The organism is Aphanizomenon sp. UHCC 0183 (assembly GCF_009712065.1).
GTDB classification, from domain to species: domain Bacteria; phylum Cyanobacteriota; class Cyanobacteriia; order Cyanobacteriales; family Nostocaceae; genus Dolichospermum; species Dolichospermum heterosporum.
On sequence record NZ_VILC01000025.1, the window covers coordinates 45172 to 61170 of the forward strand.

Genomic DNA, 15999 nt, shown 5'->3' on the forward strand with positions numbered 1-15999 from the left:
TATGAATTTATATTAAGCCCTATGTTTCGATTTGTAAAGGGGTTTTCGTAATATTTTTTGATAAATCTAGAAACCTGGGTCGTCTTTGTGGCTATAACCTAGATATGGCAAGGCTTTCTACTGTTAATATTTTTTATAAAAACTTTTAATTTTCTTGTTACCTACGCAAAATATTCCTCAAACCCTCATTTCTCTGTGTTCTCTGTGCCTGGAGTTCTATAGCTCCTGCGTCGCTACGCAACCTATCGACTCCCGTAAGGGATACGTTATTCCGTGACTCGTGCGTAAGTCCTAAATATCACTAAAATTAATAACATTGACAGGTTGAGTACCACTTTTTTGTCAATTTGTCAATAGGAAATTTTTGCGATCGCTCGAATTAGATCATTTCTGAGCAAATTCATGGCTAAAATTGTTGAGGGAATAGCTATTAATTTTGTAAAGTTTTGTATTAGCCTGGGAAATTAATTTCTGAAACGATTACCAGCTTTCACAATTGAAGATTGTATCATATATTCTCGTTTTGCTTGATTACACGCAAGGAAATACAGCGATTTGAGATCAAACGCGGTATGGCAGCAGCATATTCACATTCAGATGCCTCTAACTTCCAAAGGTAAAAAAATAGTCAACACTTCCCCATTTTGGGGACGTTGACGCACAATTAATTTCCCCCCAATTGCTTGAAATAAATGCTTAGTTGCCGCCATATTTAAACTAATTGCCCCTGTTTCCGGCTGAAACATCAATAATTGACCCAACGACTTCCGAATTGGTGGCGTTATCTGGTAGCTTTGATCTTGACAATCAAACTGAGGAGACAATTGCAACTTTAACTGATCACCAGCAGGAATTACTTGCACCTGAATACAACTACCAGGAGGTAAACTGCGCGTAAAATTCTCGATTAAACCAGTAAGCACCCTATCCAGCATCGCCGGATTACTAACCACCGTCGGTAACTGCTTCGGTAAAACCACATTTAAAGTTAAATTACGCCGAGTTGCCGCCAATTGCCAACGGGGAATACTCTGTTGTAAAACCTCATCCAAACACATCGGCGATAATTGGGAATTAGCAAATTTTGAAGGTTGTGATAAATTCTCTAACTCTGCCGCCTTAAATAATAACTCCATCCGGTCAATTTGCTCAGTACATTCATGATCAATAACCTCCAAACGACCGATAACATTAACAGGCAAATCCTTCCTTTTTAATAGTAACCGCGTCATCATCCTAATAGTCGTTAACGGAGTGCGAACCTCATGGGCAAAAGCTTGGAGCAACTCCACATCCGAACGAGATGGAGATTTTGGCGGTGGAGTAGGTGAATGAAAAGATAATGAAGTATGCGTAACTTCTGTGGGAATAGTTAACTCTTGCAGTAATAACTGACTAAATTGAATTACAACTTGATAATCTGGAGCAACAAAAGGATAATTTTGTACCTTAACATCTAAGTCAGCAAACAATTCAGGATTAGTTAAAACCACCCTGGCACCTATAGATTCCCAAGCCTTTTGGACAACTGCCGATTCAAAAGAAAACAAAAATTCCTTCTTACCATTCTCATTTTCCGCTAAAACCAAAACCAATCTAAATTTATCTGTAAATATCAAACAAAACTGTTCTGCACCCAGAGGATCAGCCGGCAATAAAGGTAAAATAGATTCTTGAAAAGTAGCAGTATGAAAAGTATTTATTTCTATATTATTTATATGCTGCGCCACTTCTGACGGCATCATAAATGGCATCAACGCCAAAGGATTAAAAGGTCTAGCTGTAAAAGTTATTGTTTGTAATCGTTGTGCTAGTTCGGGGTGACTAAATAAAGGTGCAGGTGCAGCTAATACCAAACCTTGAGGATCATGAGATGAACTTGTGGCTAAAGTTTTCAACAGCAAGTTCTCCGTAGCCGCCAGACTCACACGCCATTGCTGCTCCGCCTTAGCCGTAGAACACTCAGCGACAGGAGATTGATTTTTAGATAAAACTTCCTTGAGACTCGGCAAAATCCATTCGTACACAGTTTTTAACCTCTTGATTGCTTCAGCAGCTAATGGTGGTTATATTAGACATTTGCACTCTACATCCACGAGATTATCGTCATTGGGGTAAAGATAGAAAGTGGTATAACCGAACCTTCAAGGTGCAATATCCTCTCTTTGTCACCGAATCAGTCACCCATTACCAATCACCCATTGCCAATCCCAAAAAAGATGCGGCTGAGTCTTTAGGATGGAGAATATATAGATAGTGGCTACCTGTGAGCATCAAACCGTTAATATTCGATAGCCATGAGTACAATTAAATTGGCTCTTTTCAATAAAAGCGTTTTAATTTAGTTATTGAAAAGTTGTCATTCCATCAGTTATCTGGATGTTTGGTTCATGACTTTTGGTTGTAGAAATTTAATTCTTTTTTAAGATTTGCTCCTGGGTATCACTCACAGTAAACTCCATCACTTCAAGTATTCAACTTTAGAAATCAACATGAAAAAGCTCATTCCTTTTCTAGTTAGTGGCGTTTTAGTAGCTGGCATGGTTGGTTGTCAAGAAGCACCAAAAACAGGTTCAGAAACTACTGGTACTAGCAGCACAACCCCCGTTGTTCCAGCCAAACCTGCTTCTGATACCACAAGAATTATAGATAATTCCACCGCAACTCCCACTACAATTCCCACTACAACTCCCACTACAACTCCCACTACAACTTCTAAATCCACAACCGACTTAAAAACTGAAATTAGCAAAAAACTGAAAACAGTTCTACCCGGAAACAAGTTAGAAATAACTAACAAAGACGGTGAAATTATCCTCAAAGGAACAGCAACTTCTCAAAAAGAAATCACACAGGCTGAAACTTTCATTAAAGCAATACCTGGCGTGAAAAGTGTCAAGTTAGAAGCTATTGTAAAGACCGAGAAAAAACCCTAGCACCGCAGGGCGGAAGTCAAAGGTCAAAGGTCAAAACGAATATATAATGATCTTTCCAGCGATTTGGAATGGTCTGTTTATTTCCGCCGACCTGTACTAGTTACTTGACTTCATACCACCCTCACCTACCTGCAAGGTGATGAAATTGCTCTGTAGGGGCGGGGAAACCCCGTCCTCAATTATTTTGGGCGTTGCTGATTTTAGGGATGAAAATAATTTTGCACACGTTCAAGACTCTTGTAGAGACGTTCCATGGAACGTCTCTACCTTCAAAAATCATACGCCAATTCAGCAACGCCTTATTTTGCTTAACTTAACATTAATCTAATCCCATAACTTGCCGATAACGAGGTATTAATTTATCTACATTAGCTGATTTAGGCTGTGTTTCCCAGTGACTTCGGTTAAATAATTCTTGTCGCAGTTCATCAATATTAATTGTAGTAATTTTCCCATTACTAATAATTTGCTTACCATTTACCCAAGCACTATTAACAACATTGACAGGACGACCTAAAACTAATAAACCAATAGGATCTGTGCGGGGAAGTAATGATAAATTATTGAGATCATATAAAACTAAATCAGCTTTTTTACCAACAGTAAGAGAACCAAGTTCCTCTTCTACATTTAAGCCTTTTGCACCCCCTAAAGATGCCATTTTCACAGCTTGCCTGGGTGTAATCCAGTATTGATAATCTGGTTCTGTAAGATTATGTAGAATCGAACCAATTTTAATAGCTTCTAACAAGTCTTGGGAGTCATTACTAGAAGCACCATCACAGCCAAAGGTCACATTAACCCCCGCTTGAATATATTTGATAATTGGGGCAATACCACTGCCTAAACGGAGGTTACTTAAGGGATTATGGACGACTGTAGATTGTGTTTGGGCAAGAATATTAATATCAGATTCCTTCAACCATACACAATGTGCTAAAGTTGTGCAACTGTTCAAAAAACCAAGTCGTTGTAAATGGGCAACCGCAGTACAACCATACTTTTCTTTAGCCAGGTTTTCCTGGGCTTTGGTTTCTAATAAATGGGTATGACGGCAAAGATCATACTTATTACTTAATGAAATACATCCTGTAAATAAATCATCGCTGCATAATTGAATCCCCGTCGGGGCAACTAAAATATTAATTCCTACCTCTGGTTGATGAAATTGTTTTACCGCTGTTTCCATAATTGCTAAAGTTTCCCCAGAAGAACGAAAATAAGGTTCATGATTTGCTTGTAATTCTCCATTAGGTATGCCCATACTCAAAGATTCATCTTGAATTAGAGGGGCAATAAAAGCCCGGATGCCTACTTCTTGATAAGCGCGAACTGCTGTAGCAATAGTTTCTAATTCTTCTCCAGGAATTAATACTAAATGATCTACTATACTTGTTCCCCCAGAAAGTAAAGTTTCTACTGCCGTTCCCAAAGCACTGAGATAAACTTGTTCTGTATTTAAAGGAGTAAAATCATATAAATGTGCTAACCACAATTCAAGAGGTAAAGGGGGAATTACTCCTCGTTGCCACATTTCCGAAGAATGGGTATGGGCATTAAAAAAACCAGGAAGCAGCAGTTTGTTCTCTCCATTAATTTCTGTGCCAATTATTTCTAAATTAGGGGTAATAGCGGTGATTTTACCATCTATAACCTGTACGTCTGTAGTTACGTAACTATCGGCAACGCTAATTAAAGTATTCTTAATTGTAAAGTTCATGATTTTAACCTTAATTAAGTAATTGATCCATTAACCTAAGTTTAAGCTACAACGTAAAAAACGATATCGAGAATTGGCATTTATGAATCTACCCACTCAGAAATTAGGATTTGCACCCAATAACTGGCAAGTAAGTCAGACATTTGCAGATATTACTCGTCCTCAAAAGACTCCACGACCAGCCATTTTAGCCACAGAAACTAAAACTCTGCGTTGCGACTTATCCAAAGCTGCTATCATTGTCATTGATATGCAAAACGATTTTTGTCATCCTGATGGTTGGTTAGCACACATTGGTGTAGATGTTAACCCTGCCCGTCAACCGATTGCCCCTCTGCAACAATTGTTACCACAACTGCGGGCTGCTGATATACCTATAATTTGGCTAAATTGGGGAAATCGTCCAGATTTACTAAATATCAGCGCCGGTTTATTGCACGTATACAACCCCACAGGGGCAGGAGTCGGATTAGGTGATCCCCTTCCCAGTAACGGTTCTCAGGTACTAATGCAGGGCAGTTGGGCTGCTGCTGTGGTGGAAGAACTAGAACAGCTACCAGAAGACATCCAGGTTGATAAGTATCGTATGAGTGGATTTTGGGATACACCGTTAGACAGTATTTTACGAAATTTAGGTTTAACTACACTATTCTTTGCTGGTGTAAATGCTGATCAATGTGTTTTATCAACTTTGTGTGATGCCAATTTTTTAGGATATGACTGTATTTTAGTCAAAGATTGTACCGCGACAACTTCACCGGAATATTGTTGGTTAGCAACTTTATATAATGTCCAACAATGTTTCGGTTTTGTAACAGATTCTTCTGCAATTGTAACCGCAATTCATCATTAATTTAATTGGAGTAAAAACACCAATTACTAATTACCCATTACCAATATGTACGATACTCGTTGTGTAATTCCCATTATTAAATCTCCCAAAGATTATCAAGCATATCGGATTAGTCCCCATGACTCTAACCGATTAGCAATTATCTTTGATTCTGCAAGTGCAAATACTTCTTTAACTTGTTGTATAGAAATCTTTGATGTCGGTGGACAAACACCACCAAATCGGCATCAATGGGCTGTAGAAATGTTTTTTATTCTCAAAGGAGAAGGCATTGCAATTTGTGACGGTAAAACGGTAAATATCAAAGCTGGAGATAGTTTATTAGTACCACCAACAGGGACGCATTTAATTAGAAATACTGGTAAAAACCGTCTTTATGCCTTAACCATTATGGTTCCCAATGAGGATTTTTCGGAACTAATTCGTAGTGGTATTCCCGTAGAATTAGATGCTGAAGATATGACTATTCTGGGAAGATTAGATTCTTTGAAGTTTTTTTAGATTACAAAAAACCGGACCAGGTAAGAAAATAGGCGTTGGATAATGGCGGTATGAGAGGTTGTTTGAAAAGTATTAGATGAAACTGATAATCTCCAGAAACCTAACCCCCCTTCCCTACCTTTTTCAAACATCCTCTGAAAATCAAAAATTCCCTTTCTCAAACTCTTACTCTTACTCTTTGCGCCTCTGCGTCTCTGCGTGAGAAAAATTCATACTTTCATTCAGCAACGCCAGAAAATCAAAGTTTTTGCTGAGGTTATTTACACTCCTCAACTCTAATTCTTTTCCACAATACCACCGTTATCTATGGCACTATAAGTATCATTGTTGACTAAACCCAACCAAGGATCAGAACTGGGAGTTAAAAATAATTCAGCATAAACTTTTTCATTCAACTGATTAATATTTGATGTTTGATTTTCTGCTAAAAACCATTGATGAATTTGTCTGTGTAGCAGATATTCGTTTTTGACAGTATCTAAAGCCATGACGGTTTCAAAATTACGAATTACTCTGGATAAATTATTTTTATCTGTTGTATTTGGTAACTTTTTATCCTCAATTAAAGTTATACTATTTTTATCCAGTCTAGCATCGTTTTGATATAGCCTAGCTAATTTATTCCAAGTTGCTTGGTTAAGAATTTCTGAAGAAGTTTCTGCTGGTTCTGGTTGAATAGAATTCAGAATTGGTCTTTCAACTACTGCTTTAGAAACTGCTAAGGAACTTGCTAATCTAGCACTAGGAAGTGATGTAGGATTATTTGTGCGAACTAACTGGGGTGGAGATTGAATACCTAATTTAGATAAATCTGTTCTCCATTGGTTTTGAATGTCGTCAAGACGGCGCAGATGATATTGTTGTAATAATAAATTGTATTTTTCACCATTTTGATTACTTAAAATTCTTGCAATTACTTCCCCTTGCTGGAGTTGTTTAAGAAAAGCTTTTGGTCCATAAAGTCCGGGAATGGCATCAATGGGACGACCAGAACTATCTAAAATATAATGAATACTATTACCAGTGATGGTTCTTTCTAATTTGCGTCCGTCACCAAAATCAATTGTGACTTTGGGAACAGGACGAACACTTTGCCAATGCAAGATAAATTTGTCTCTTAATTCTTGGGAAATTTCGGTATTGGGATATAATGCTACTCTAAAAAACCGGCTGTTGGCACAACTAAGGTCTGTATCTAATCTCCCCAATAATCGTAAGGAAAGGATTGGTTTACTACTAAGTTTAGCAGCAGCTTTGGCTTGTTCTAAATCGGTATACCAATATAATTTGGAAGCATAACAATCTCGTTGTTGACACAATTGATCTAAGGCTGTTTTAATTTGTGGTTCTGGTGGAGATGTTAGGTTATTAATATGGGATTTGATAAATGTTTCTAATCCTGTTTGTCCTTGTGTCCGTAATTTAGTAACTTCTTCAGATAGTTGAGATGTTTGTGATTCTGGTGTTTGAGTATAACCTGCTGGTGAAAAAACAAAACTAGCAAATATTAAAAAAAGTGGGATTTTAAAGTTATTCAATTTCATGTTTTTTGCTCTCTTTTTTATAATTGTGAAAAAAGATTTTGCCAATCAATTATAGTCGGTCTATTTCCTTGATTAACTATTTCAAAAACTTTATTCACAGAACTTTGATAAAATAAACTTTCTACACAGGTTGCAGCTACATCAATGCGGCTAGTATCACCGGAAATTGTGTCTCCTGTTCCGAAAATGATGTTTAATTTACCTCCACTTGTGGCTTTGAGTAAGGTATTGAGATCATAGGATGTATATGGTCCATCGGTTAAACGTCCGGGACGAATAATAGTATAAGGAATTCCCGAATTAATAATGGCTTGTTCTCCTTTTTCTTTAGCGTCAAGTACACCAAAAAGATTCAGAATATTAAATGGAAATTGATGTTTACGCAGAATTCCACAGGAAGAAACAAATACGAAGCGGTTGAGGTTTTTTGGTGCTGCTGATATAAGATTAATTACACCCTGTGTATCAACTTTAGTGGGGGTATTTTTGGCTTTATCTTCTAGGAATTGGGGATTAAATACGGTAATTCCTAATTCGATTATGTTGGGGGTTTGATTAAATTCCCATCTTGCGGAGGGGAAAGCGGTAGTTCCTGTACAACAAATAATAGAGGTAATATTTACCATTGCTGCTGTGAGACTGCTAGGTTTACAGATATCACCAATTGCAATTTCTACTTTGTTATTAAACATTTTGGCGGCTTTTTCGGCATCCCTGGTGAGAATACGAACTTGTAAGCCTTTTTCTAATAGTTTACTAACTACAAGTTGTCCAACTCCACCGCTAGAACCGACAACTAAGATGAGATTTTCACTAGTATTCATAAATGGAAGATTTCTGGAATAGGGTATATTTAATCTACAATAATTTTGGTTTTACCTTTATGTCCGTCAGTAACCCAGCCCTAAAGGGACTGGGCTTGTAAGAGAAATCAAGCAGGCCGTACTGACCAGACCACCCTGAGCATAGTCGAAGGGTAGCCGTTATTTGAGTCACGACACCCACCGAATGCGTTGCCCCTTCGGGGTTCAGCAGTCGCTCATGGGGGAAACCCCCAAGACCGCGCTGCTTCACTAGTTCCCTGCTCTGTCGCTTGTGATTAAACAGTTCTAAGGTCACTGGAACAGTGTTGCAAGCTCAAGCAAGCTCTTATAACAGGTCGTTCGCGCCAGCGTGCCGGAGGCATCTAGCTAACATTACCCCAGAAATGGGAGTTGGTTTCCAGGTTCCAATCAAAAATCTGGTTTCAATCAGCAACTATAATCTGCTGCAATGGTTTTGCTTCAGGTTCAATTAACCAAAATAGTTGCTGATTCGGTTGCATAAGCATATTTTTATTTTATTTGTATATAGAAGTTACCATTTCTGTGATGTAAAATTGGAAAAATTAACCGCAGATGGAAGATGATGAACGCAGATGTACGCAGATAAACTTGTCTTTATGGACATTATATTATATGTGTTAAAATTTTAATCACTATTATCTACAGGGTAAAAATTTATGGTTAGAAAAATTCGCCGCGCTACCAAAGCTATGAAGAAGTCACGGAGGAAGGAATTCTATCACGAACCAGGAACTCAACCAGGAACAATCATTGTTGATGAAAATGCTGAACAACCAATTATTTTTCTCATTGACTATAATCAAACTGAACTTATTCATAAACAAATAAGTTACCCTGAAGAATGTCTTAATTATTTGGATACAGAATCAGTTTCTTGGGTGGATGTTCAAGGTTTAGGTAGTAAAGATATTTTACATCGTTTAGGTCAAACTTTTGATTTACATCCTCTGATTTTGGAAGATATTGTCAATATGGTAGAACGACCAAAAATCGAGGATTATGAAGAACAATTGGTGATTATTGCCCACATGGTTGTACCTAATCATAATAATGGCAGTTTTTATAGTGAACAAGTAAGTTTAGTCTTAGGCAAATATTATGTTTTGACAGTCCAGGAAGAACCGGAACATGATTGTTTTGATGGTGTAAGAATGAGAATTAATAAGAATAAAGGTATTATCCGCAGACAAGGTAGTGATTATTTAGCTTATTCTTTATTAGATGCAATTATTGATGGATTTTTCCCAGTTTTAGAACTTTATGGCGAACGAATTGATGATTTAGAAGAAGAAGTAATCGTCAATCCTAGTCAACAAACATTACAAAAAATATATCAAATTCGGCGGGAATTATTGCAACTTCGCCGCGCAATTTGGCCCCAAAGAGATGCAATTAATTCTTTAATTAGAGATGGTAGTGAATTAATTAGTGATGATGTGAGAATATATCTGCGAGACTGTTATGATCATGCAGTCCAAGTGATGGATATAGTGGAAACTTATCGAGAATTAGTGGCTGGTTTAATGGATGTGTATTTATCGGCAATCAGTAATAAAATGAATGAAATTATGAAGTTGCTAACGGTGGTTTCTTCTATTTTTATTCCCTTAACTTTTATTGCTGGGGTATATGGGATGAATTTCAACACTGAAAAATCGCCCCACAATATGCCAGAATTAAATTGGTATTGGGGCTACCCCCTATGTTTAGGAGCAATGGGGTTAATTGCTACCAGTCTAATATACTTTTTCTGGCGACGGGGTTGGCTGACTAGTTCTGTTAATTTTCAAAAAGATATTCATCGCTAACATCCATAAAATAGAGACGTTTTCTGCAACATCTCTAAGTTTCAAATCCAATTAAATAACAGGTGCGGCTGTAAACACAAACCACAGCAACAATGCTAAAACTAAAACACTAATTTTTACGAGCAGATACGTATAAGCATGAGGGATGAGCAAATTTTGGGTTGTCATATTCCACCTCTACCTAGCTAGTGCTTAACTAGTTGTTTCTTTTAACTCTATTTTCTTATGTTTCTATTGTCGCTTAAAAACGAATAAAAAGGATGCTTAGTCAAGTTTTATTCATATTTCTTATCTATTATGACTCCTGAATTCTGCTGTATGTAATTTTGAGAATGGTTTATTTTCTAACTTCACTAAATCAAACTTACAGCAAATTGTCATCAAACCTGGAACAAGAACCCCACCCCCAACCCCCTCCCCGCAAGCGATGAGGGGGCTAAGATGTACCTTATATGATTAGAAATCTCTGTAAATTCGTCCTAGCTTATTCACCCATTGACTTGATTCTTTTCTATATTTATCTCCATTCACCAGGAAAAACATAACGTTTTATTAAGTTAAGTCAAGCAACCTTAAGACCTGTATAGATAGGTAGATCAAGAGGAATCTGAGGATGGTAAGCTAAATGGTGAAATATAAAAGTGACTTAGGACGAAGTGTTAAATGGGTGTTTCCTTAACGGCTCCTCTCCTGCTTCGGGCTGCTCGTGGTGAACAAGTAGATCGTCCTCCTGTATGGATGATGCGACAAGCGGGACGCTACATGAAAGCTTACCGGGATTTACGGGATAAATATCCTTCATTCCGCGATCGCTCAGAAATTCCCGAAGTGGCGATCGAAGTTTCCCTCCAACCCTGGAGAGCGTTTCAACCCGATGGAGTAATTTTGTTTTCCGATATTGTCACCCCCTTACCAGGAATGGGGATTGATATGGATATTGCGGAAGGAAAGGGACCGATTATTTATTCGCCCATACGCACTAAACAACAAGTTGATCAACTGCATTCCTTAGATCCAGAAACAGCACTGCCGTTTATCAAAACGATTTTGCAAGCATTACGGCAGGAAGTGGGTAATCAATCAACGGTGTTAGGCTTTGTTGGCGCACCTTGGACTTTAGCAGCTTATGCGGTGGAAGGTAAGGGTTCTAAAACCTATTCCATCATCAAAAACATGGCTTTCTCAGATCCGACAATTCTCCATCAGCTACTCACTAAATTAGCTGATTCTATCGCTGATTATGTCCGCTATCAAATTGATTGTGGCGCTCAAGTAGTACAAATGTTCGATTCTTGGGCAGGACAATTAAGCCCTCAAGATTATGATACCTTTGCGCTACCTTATCAAAAAATGGTGTTTGAGAAAGTTAAAGCCACTCATCCTGACACACCATTAATTTTGTTGGTGACAGGTAGTGCCGGACTTTTGGAAAGAATGCCTGCTTCTGGTGCAGATATCATTACTGTAGACTGGGCAGTAGATATGGCAGATGCCAGAGCTAGATTAGGTAAGCACGTCAAAGTACAGGGTAATCTTGATCCGGGTGTATTGTTTGGTTCTAAGGAATTTATCCGCGATCGCGTTTTGGACACCGTTCGCAAAGCTGGTAACTGGGGACATATCCTCAATCTCGGTCATGGTGTCCTCCCCGAAACACCGGAAGAAAACGTCGCTTTCTTCTTTGAAACTGCCAAAAATCTCAACGCTTTGGTCTAGTCAGCTACTCTTGTTTTACCAAATTCAGTAGGGACGGGGTATCCTCTTCCTACTGAAAATAAATTAATCTACTGATGCAAATAATTAACAAGATATTATGATTACGGACACCTTGATAATTCGCCCAATGAACCGGATCTTTGGAGTTACAAGTCTAGAACTCGGCTAAATCTAAACTATATATATTCATCTCGTTCCCAGTCTCTGACTGGGAATGTGGACTAGAAGGCTCTGCCTTCAATGAGATTAGAGGCAGAGCCTCATCAACTGCATTCCTAGTCAGAGACTAGGAACGAGATATATTTCTGTATAGTCGCTGAGAATAAACCTGTATTTTGTTATAATCGCTTTTAGGCGCTGCTGAAACCAAGTATGAATTTAGCTGTAGGGACGTTCCATGGAACGTCTCTACAAGGGTTGTAAAATCATCAAAAATCATCTTCATACCTCAAATCAGCAATGCCCGCTTTTAAAGGTTGAAGGAAAAATTATGCAATTTACTTTAGATATTCCTGAAGAATTAGCAACTCAACTGCAATTATTTAAGCATCAAATACCACAAATTTTAGAGTTAGGAATCCGAGAAGTAAATGCTGCATCCCAACCTGGGTTTACAGGTATGGCAGAAGTATTAGAATTTTTAGCACAGTTACCAACATCAGCAGAAATTATTGCTTTACGTCCTTCAGTAGAATTACAAGAACAGATTAGTAGTTTATTGGAAAAAAATCGAACTCAAGGTTTAACTCCTGCTGAAGAAATGATTTGGGAACAATATCAGTATTTAGAGCATTTGGTAAGGATAGCAAAAGCCAGGGCTTTTTTAAAGTTAAAAGCGCTAAATTTATTCCTCTAACAGCAGTGGGAAGAGTCACAGTGAAATTACTACAAGTAAATCGTATTGATAGATTAAAGGAACGAGAATTACTTGTACAATGTGGGATGTTAAATGCACCAATCTAGTAGAGTGAATTAGACAAAAATTGATATAATAGTAAAAAATCTTTAATTTGCCTTAAATTGGATTAATATTTAATTCATAAAACTGCTCTTATCCACGAATAACAACCAAAACTCCCAAATTCATGACCAAAAAACGTATTTTAGTTACAGGTGCAAGTGGCTGTATCGGTCACTATATCAGCGAAGCCTTAATTCAAAACACCAATCACGAATTATATCTCCTGGTTAGAAACCCTAATAAACTTCAAGTAGATACTACAGTCCGTCCTGGAATCACCATTCTTCAGGGTGATATGCAAGAGATTGGTAAATTCTCTAATTTACTCAAAACCATTGATATCGCCGTATTAACAGCCACTTCCTGGGGTGGTGAGGGCATTTTTGATATCAATGTCTTCAAAACTCTAGAATTAATGAGTTTGTTAAATCCTGAAAAATGTGAACAGGTAATTTATTTTTCTACAGCCAGTGTTTTGAACAACGAAAACAAACCACTTAAAGAAGCCGGGGAAATTGGGACAGATTATATCCGTTCCAAATATGATTGTTTACATCAAATCGAAAAGTTAGCTATTTTTCCCAAAATTACCACGGTTTTTCCTACCTTAGTATTAGGTGGTGATGATAAAAAACCCTACTCTCATCTCACATCTGGTATTCCTGAAGTTACTAACTATATTAATTTTATTCGTTTTTTACAAGCAGATGGCAGTTTTCACTTCATTCATGGTCAAGATATTGCCACAGTTATCCAATATTTAATTGATTATCCACCACAACAGGGAGATCCCCGCCGATTTGTGTTAGGACAATCTTCCCTAACAGCAAATCAAGCCATTGAAGAAGTTTGTGCTTATTTCCGTAAAAAGATTTATTTCCGCATTCCTTTATCTTTAGGTTTAGCCAATGTAATTATTGCTGTATTCCGCATTCAAATGGCAGCCTGGGATAGATTCTGTATGAATTATCGTCATTTTAGCTATGCTAATGCTATTAATCCTAGCAGTTTCAATTTACCAAATTACTGTGCCACAATGACTGATGTTTTGAAAATTAGCGGCGTGAAAGGTGGAATTTAGATCCCAGCCATTTTCAGGTATGTCGGTTAAAACCGACTATCAGAACCTCATAAATCATAAGTTTTAATTATTGATTTTCTGATTTTAAATAAGTTTTTTTCAAAAAAATTTTTATTTTCAGGGTTCAGCGGCGAAGAACTGTGGTATATTAAGTATATTAATATAATGGAGCATGAGCAAAAATTTTATTGAGGCACGCATTCCCATTATAAAAATATCATTTTCCGAAAAAAAAGTCAAGCGATTTTGACCCCATAAAAAAAATCCACAAAAAAAAATTTTTAATTTTTTGGTCTGAATCAGAATTGTACATCATAAAGACGTCCTATCTCTAACTCTCCTATCTAAAGACCATTGTCTGAATCAGGATGTCCAGGATTAAAGGATTAACAGGATGAAAATAGGGATTAATTTATGCTGTTTTTTCAAATTTAGGACTTATAGTTTATCTCATGCGAATCGCTTTCCTCACCACAGCGATCGCTCTGATGCAAACAATAAAGGTGGGTTATTTTTAGAATAAATCAGCGAAAATTTTCCTATATCCCCTTATTTTTGAAGATTCCTCATTCTCACTTTGTCATCTTCAACAACGCTGAAATGCCCATACCAATCATCACGCAGAGCGATCGCTATTAAGACTTTTTCAGCTACTATTGCGCTAGAAGGTGCTTTAATCCGAAATAAAATGATGCCAGTTGTAGCAGGTAACTGTGAACGAAAAGCCAATTCTCCAAAGTCTTTATCAAAGGTTAAGAGAATACGGTTTTCTGCTTGGGCGCGACTTAATACTTGAGGATCAGAGATGCCAGGTGAATCTATTCTAAGGCTACATCGTGTCCGTTTTGTCTCAAAGCTTCAACAGCATCAAGGGGGAAGTTTTCGTTAGCAAGGAAACGCATGAATTAGGCCGGAATAGCCTAGATTTTTTCAGATTTTAGAGAAGCACTAGCATAGGCAAGACAGGCTTGAATGTCTGCAAGGGTAATACCTGGATAATTACGCAAAATTTCGTCATTACTCCAGCCTTGGGACAGAAGATCGATGATGAATTCTACAGCTAGTCGTGTTCCTTTGATAATAGGTTTACCGACTAAGATATTTGGGTCAATGGTAATTCGAGATTGCCAATCCATAGTTACAAATATGTAAAGGTGTTTATTAGTGTTTTACTTGAGGAGCGATCGCCTTCGGTAAGCTACGCGATCGCACTCCTCTAGTTTATCTCATGCGAATCGCTTCCCTCACCACAGCAATCGCTCTCATGCAAATAAAAAAGGTGGGTTTATACAAAATCATATTTATGCATACAATAGCTGATTGTTAATTTCATCAGCCATTAATATATTTACCAAAATACCAACCCGTTGTGCGATTTCATAGGCATTTTTTTGAGGGACAACGATAATCCCAGAATGCTGTTTGCCTTCCTCTATGTATTGAAAATGCAGTCGTTCAAAATCAATTCGGTTATGGGTGAGGATACATCTATTTAGAGAAGTTGCAAATTCAAGCTGTTGATGGTCAGTTTTTCCCAGGGTTGCTTGTTCAGGAACAGTTGTCACATCCAAACCACGCGAACGCAAAAGGGTGGCGACCAATGCGGACATATCCTCATCTATGTAAAGTGCTGCAAAGATGGTCATACTGTGCCTAATGCAGCCTTTACAGCAGGATGTACTAATTCATTAGGTACTTGATTTCGTTCAATATAATCATTAATTTCTGCTTGATGATCAAGATAAAAACTCAAGGCATCAAATACTTGTGCCAGTGTTAAATGTGGTAAATGATTGAGGATTTCTTCTGGCATAATGCCTAATCGCCATAGACCGACAATAGCACGGATAGATGTACGAGTGCCTGTAATAATTGGCTCTCCACCTAAAATTTCAGCATTGCGGGTAACATAGCGTGAGGAGGTTTCAGCAAACATAGGACAAGTTGCTCAGGTAGTCTGATGTTTTCTCTAGTTTATCTCATGCGTTAGCGAAGCTTACCGAAGGTATCGCCCTCGGAATGCTATAATGATGT

At 37.7% G+C, this 15999-nt stretch carries 17 protein-coding genes; 8 read left to right on the plus strand and 9 right to left on the minus strand.

Annotated elements, in window-relative coordinates; translation table 11 throughout:
* Positions 1 to 593 precede the first annotated feature (593 nt).
* On the minus strand, positions 594 to 2027 hold the full coding sequence (locus FJR37_RS11025; protein ID WP_039200628.1) for a sensor histidine kinase KdpD: 1434 nt from the start codon (positions 2025 to 2027) through the stop codon (positions 594 to 596).
* A 32-nt stretch (positions 2028 to 2059) separates the two neighbouring features.
* On the opposite strand from FJR37_RS11025, the gene FJR37_RS11030 reads away from it, so the two are divergent.
* Positions 2060 to 2257, plus strand: coding sequence for a hypothetical protein (locus FJR37_RS11030; RefSeq protein WP_039200627.1), 198 nt, complete (start codon positions 2060 to 2062; stop codon positions 2255 to 2257).
* 235 nt (positions 2258 to 2492) lie between these two features.
* A complete protein-coding gene (locus FJR37_RS11035; protein WP_039200626.1) occupies positions 2493 to 2936 on the plus strand; it encodes a BON domain-containing protein in 444 nt (147 codons plus the stop codon).
* Between the two features lie 319 nt (positions 2937 to 3255).
* On the opposite strand, the gene FJR37_RS11040 is transcribed toward FJR37_RS11035, so the two are convergent.
* Positions 3256 to 4656: an amidohydrolase gene (locus FJR37_RS11040; RefSeq protein ID WP_039200625.1), complete on the minus strand. Its 1401-nt coding sequence runs from the start codon at positions 4654 to 4656 to the stop codon at positions 3256 to 3258.
* Between the two features lie 82 nt (positions 4657 to 4738).
* Between FJR37_RS11040 and FJR37_RS11045 the strand changes: the two genes are divergently transcribed.
* Entirely contained in the window at positions 4739 to 5509 is a 771-nt protein-coding gene (locus FJR37_RS11045) for a cysteine hydrolase family protein (protein ID WP_168466031.1), read from the plus strand.
* 45 nt (positions 5510 to 5554) lie between these two features.
* On the plus strand, positions 5555 to 6010 hold the full coding sequence (locus FJR37_RS11050; protein ID WP_039200623.1) for a cupin domain-containing protein: 456 nt from the start codon (positions 5555 to 5557) through the stop codon (positions 6008 to 6010).
* Between the two features lie 275 nt (positions 6011 to 6285).
* Here FJR37_RS11050 and FJR37_RS11055 read toward each other — a convergent pair whose 3' ends face one another.
* Both FJR37_RS11055 and FJR37_RS11060 read right to left on the minus strand, forming a co-directional pair.
* Positions 6286 to 7554 (minus strand): hypothetical protein, encoded by a 1269-nt coding sequence (locus FJR37_RS11055; RefSeq protein WP_168466032.1) that lies wholly within the window; start codon positions 7552 to 7554, stop codon positions 6286 to 6288.
* Between the two features lie 17 nt (positions 7555 to 7571).
* Positions 7572 to 8378, minus strand: a complete 807-nt coding sequence (locus tag FJR37_RS11060) for an SDR family oxidoreductase (protein WP_168466033.1) — start codon at positions 8376 to 8378, stop codon at positions 7572 to 7574.
* A gap of 677 nt (positions 8379 to 9055) precedes the next feature.
* Between FJR37_RS11060 and corA the strand changes: the two genes are divergently transcribed.
* The 4 genes from corA to FJR37_RS11080 all read left to right on the plus strand — a co-directional run bounded on the left by corA (position 9056) and on the right by FJR37_RS11080 (position 13965).
* The gene (corA, locus tag FJR37_RS11065) at positions 9056 to 10207 is read left to right on the plus strand and encodes a magnesium/cobalt transporter CorA (RefSeq protein ID WP_168466034.1); all 1152 of its coding nucleotides are present in this window, start codon (positions 9056 to 9058) and stop codon (positions 10205 to 10207) included.
* Between the two features lie 663 nt (positions 10208 to 10870).
* On the plus strand, positions 10871 to 11923 hold the full coding sequence (hemE, locus tag FJR37_RS11070; protein WP_039200619.1) for a uroporphyrinogen decarboxylase: 1053 nt from the start codon (positions 10871 to 10873) through the stop codon (positions 11921 to 11923).
* A gap of 490 nt (positions 11924 to 12413) precedes the next feature.
* Positions 12414 to 12779, plus strand: a complete 366-nt coding sequence (locus tag FJR37_RS11075; protein ID WP_039200639.1) for a hypothetical protein — start codon at positions 12414 to 12416, stop codon at positions 12777 to 12779.
* A 229-nt stretch (positions 12780 to 13008) separates the two neighbouring features.
* The gene (locus FJR37_RS11080) at positions 13009 to 13965 is read left to right on the plus strand and encodes an NAD(P)-dependent oxidoreductase (RefSeq protein ID WP_168466035.1); all 957 of its coding nucleotides are present in this window, start codon (positions 13009 to 13011) and stop codon (positions 13963 to 13965) included.
* A gap of 549 nt (positions 13966 to 14514) precedes the next feature.
* Here the strand turns inward: FJR37_RS11080 and FJR37_RS11085 are convergent.
* From FJR37_RS11085 to FJR37_RS11100, 5 genes are all read right to left on the minus strand, one after another.
* Positions 14515 to 14787 carry a DUF5615 family PIN-like protein gene (locus FJR37_RS11085; protein WP_200888895.1) on the minus strand — a complete coding sequence of 91 codons (273 nt, stop codon included), beginning with the start codon at positions 14785 to 14787 and terminating at the stop codon, positions 14515 to 14517.
* The gene (locus FJR37_RS27700) at positions 14784 to 14867 is read right to left on the minus strand and encodes a DUF5615 family PIN-like protein (protein WP_200888894.1); all 84 of its coding nucleotides are present in this window, start codon (positions 14865 to 14867) and stop codon (positions 14784 to 14786) included. The genes FJR37_RS11085 and FJR37_RS27700 overlap by 4 nt, the downstream gene beginning before the upstream one ends.
* Before the next feature lie 18 nt (positions 14868 to 14885).
* Positions 14886 to 15101, minus strand: coding sequence for a DUF433 domain-containing protein (locus FJR37_RS11090; RefSeq protein ID WP_039200616.1), 216 nt, complete (start codon positions 15099 to 15101; stop codon positions 14886 to 14888).
* Between the two features lie 165 nt (positions 15102 to 15266).
* On the minus strand, positions 15267 to 15611 hold the full coding sequence (locus FJR37_RS11095) for a DUF5615 family PIN-like protein (RefSeq protein WP_039205301.1): 345 nt from the start codon (positions 15609 to 15611) through the stop codon (positions 15267 to 15269).
* Positions 15608 to 15901: a DUF433 domain-containing protein gene (locus FJR37_RS11100; RefSeq protein WP_039205302.1), complete on the minus strand. Its 294-nt coding sequence runs from the start codon at positions 15899 to 15901 to the stop codon at positions 15608 to 15610. The genes FJR37_RS11095 and FJR37_RS11100 overlap by 4 nt, the downstream gene beginning before the upstream one ends.
* Positions 15902 to 15999 lie beyond the last annotated feature (98 nt).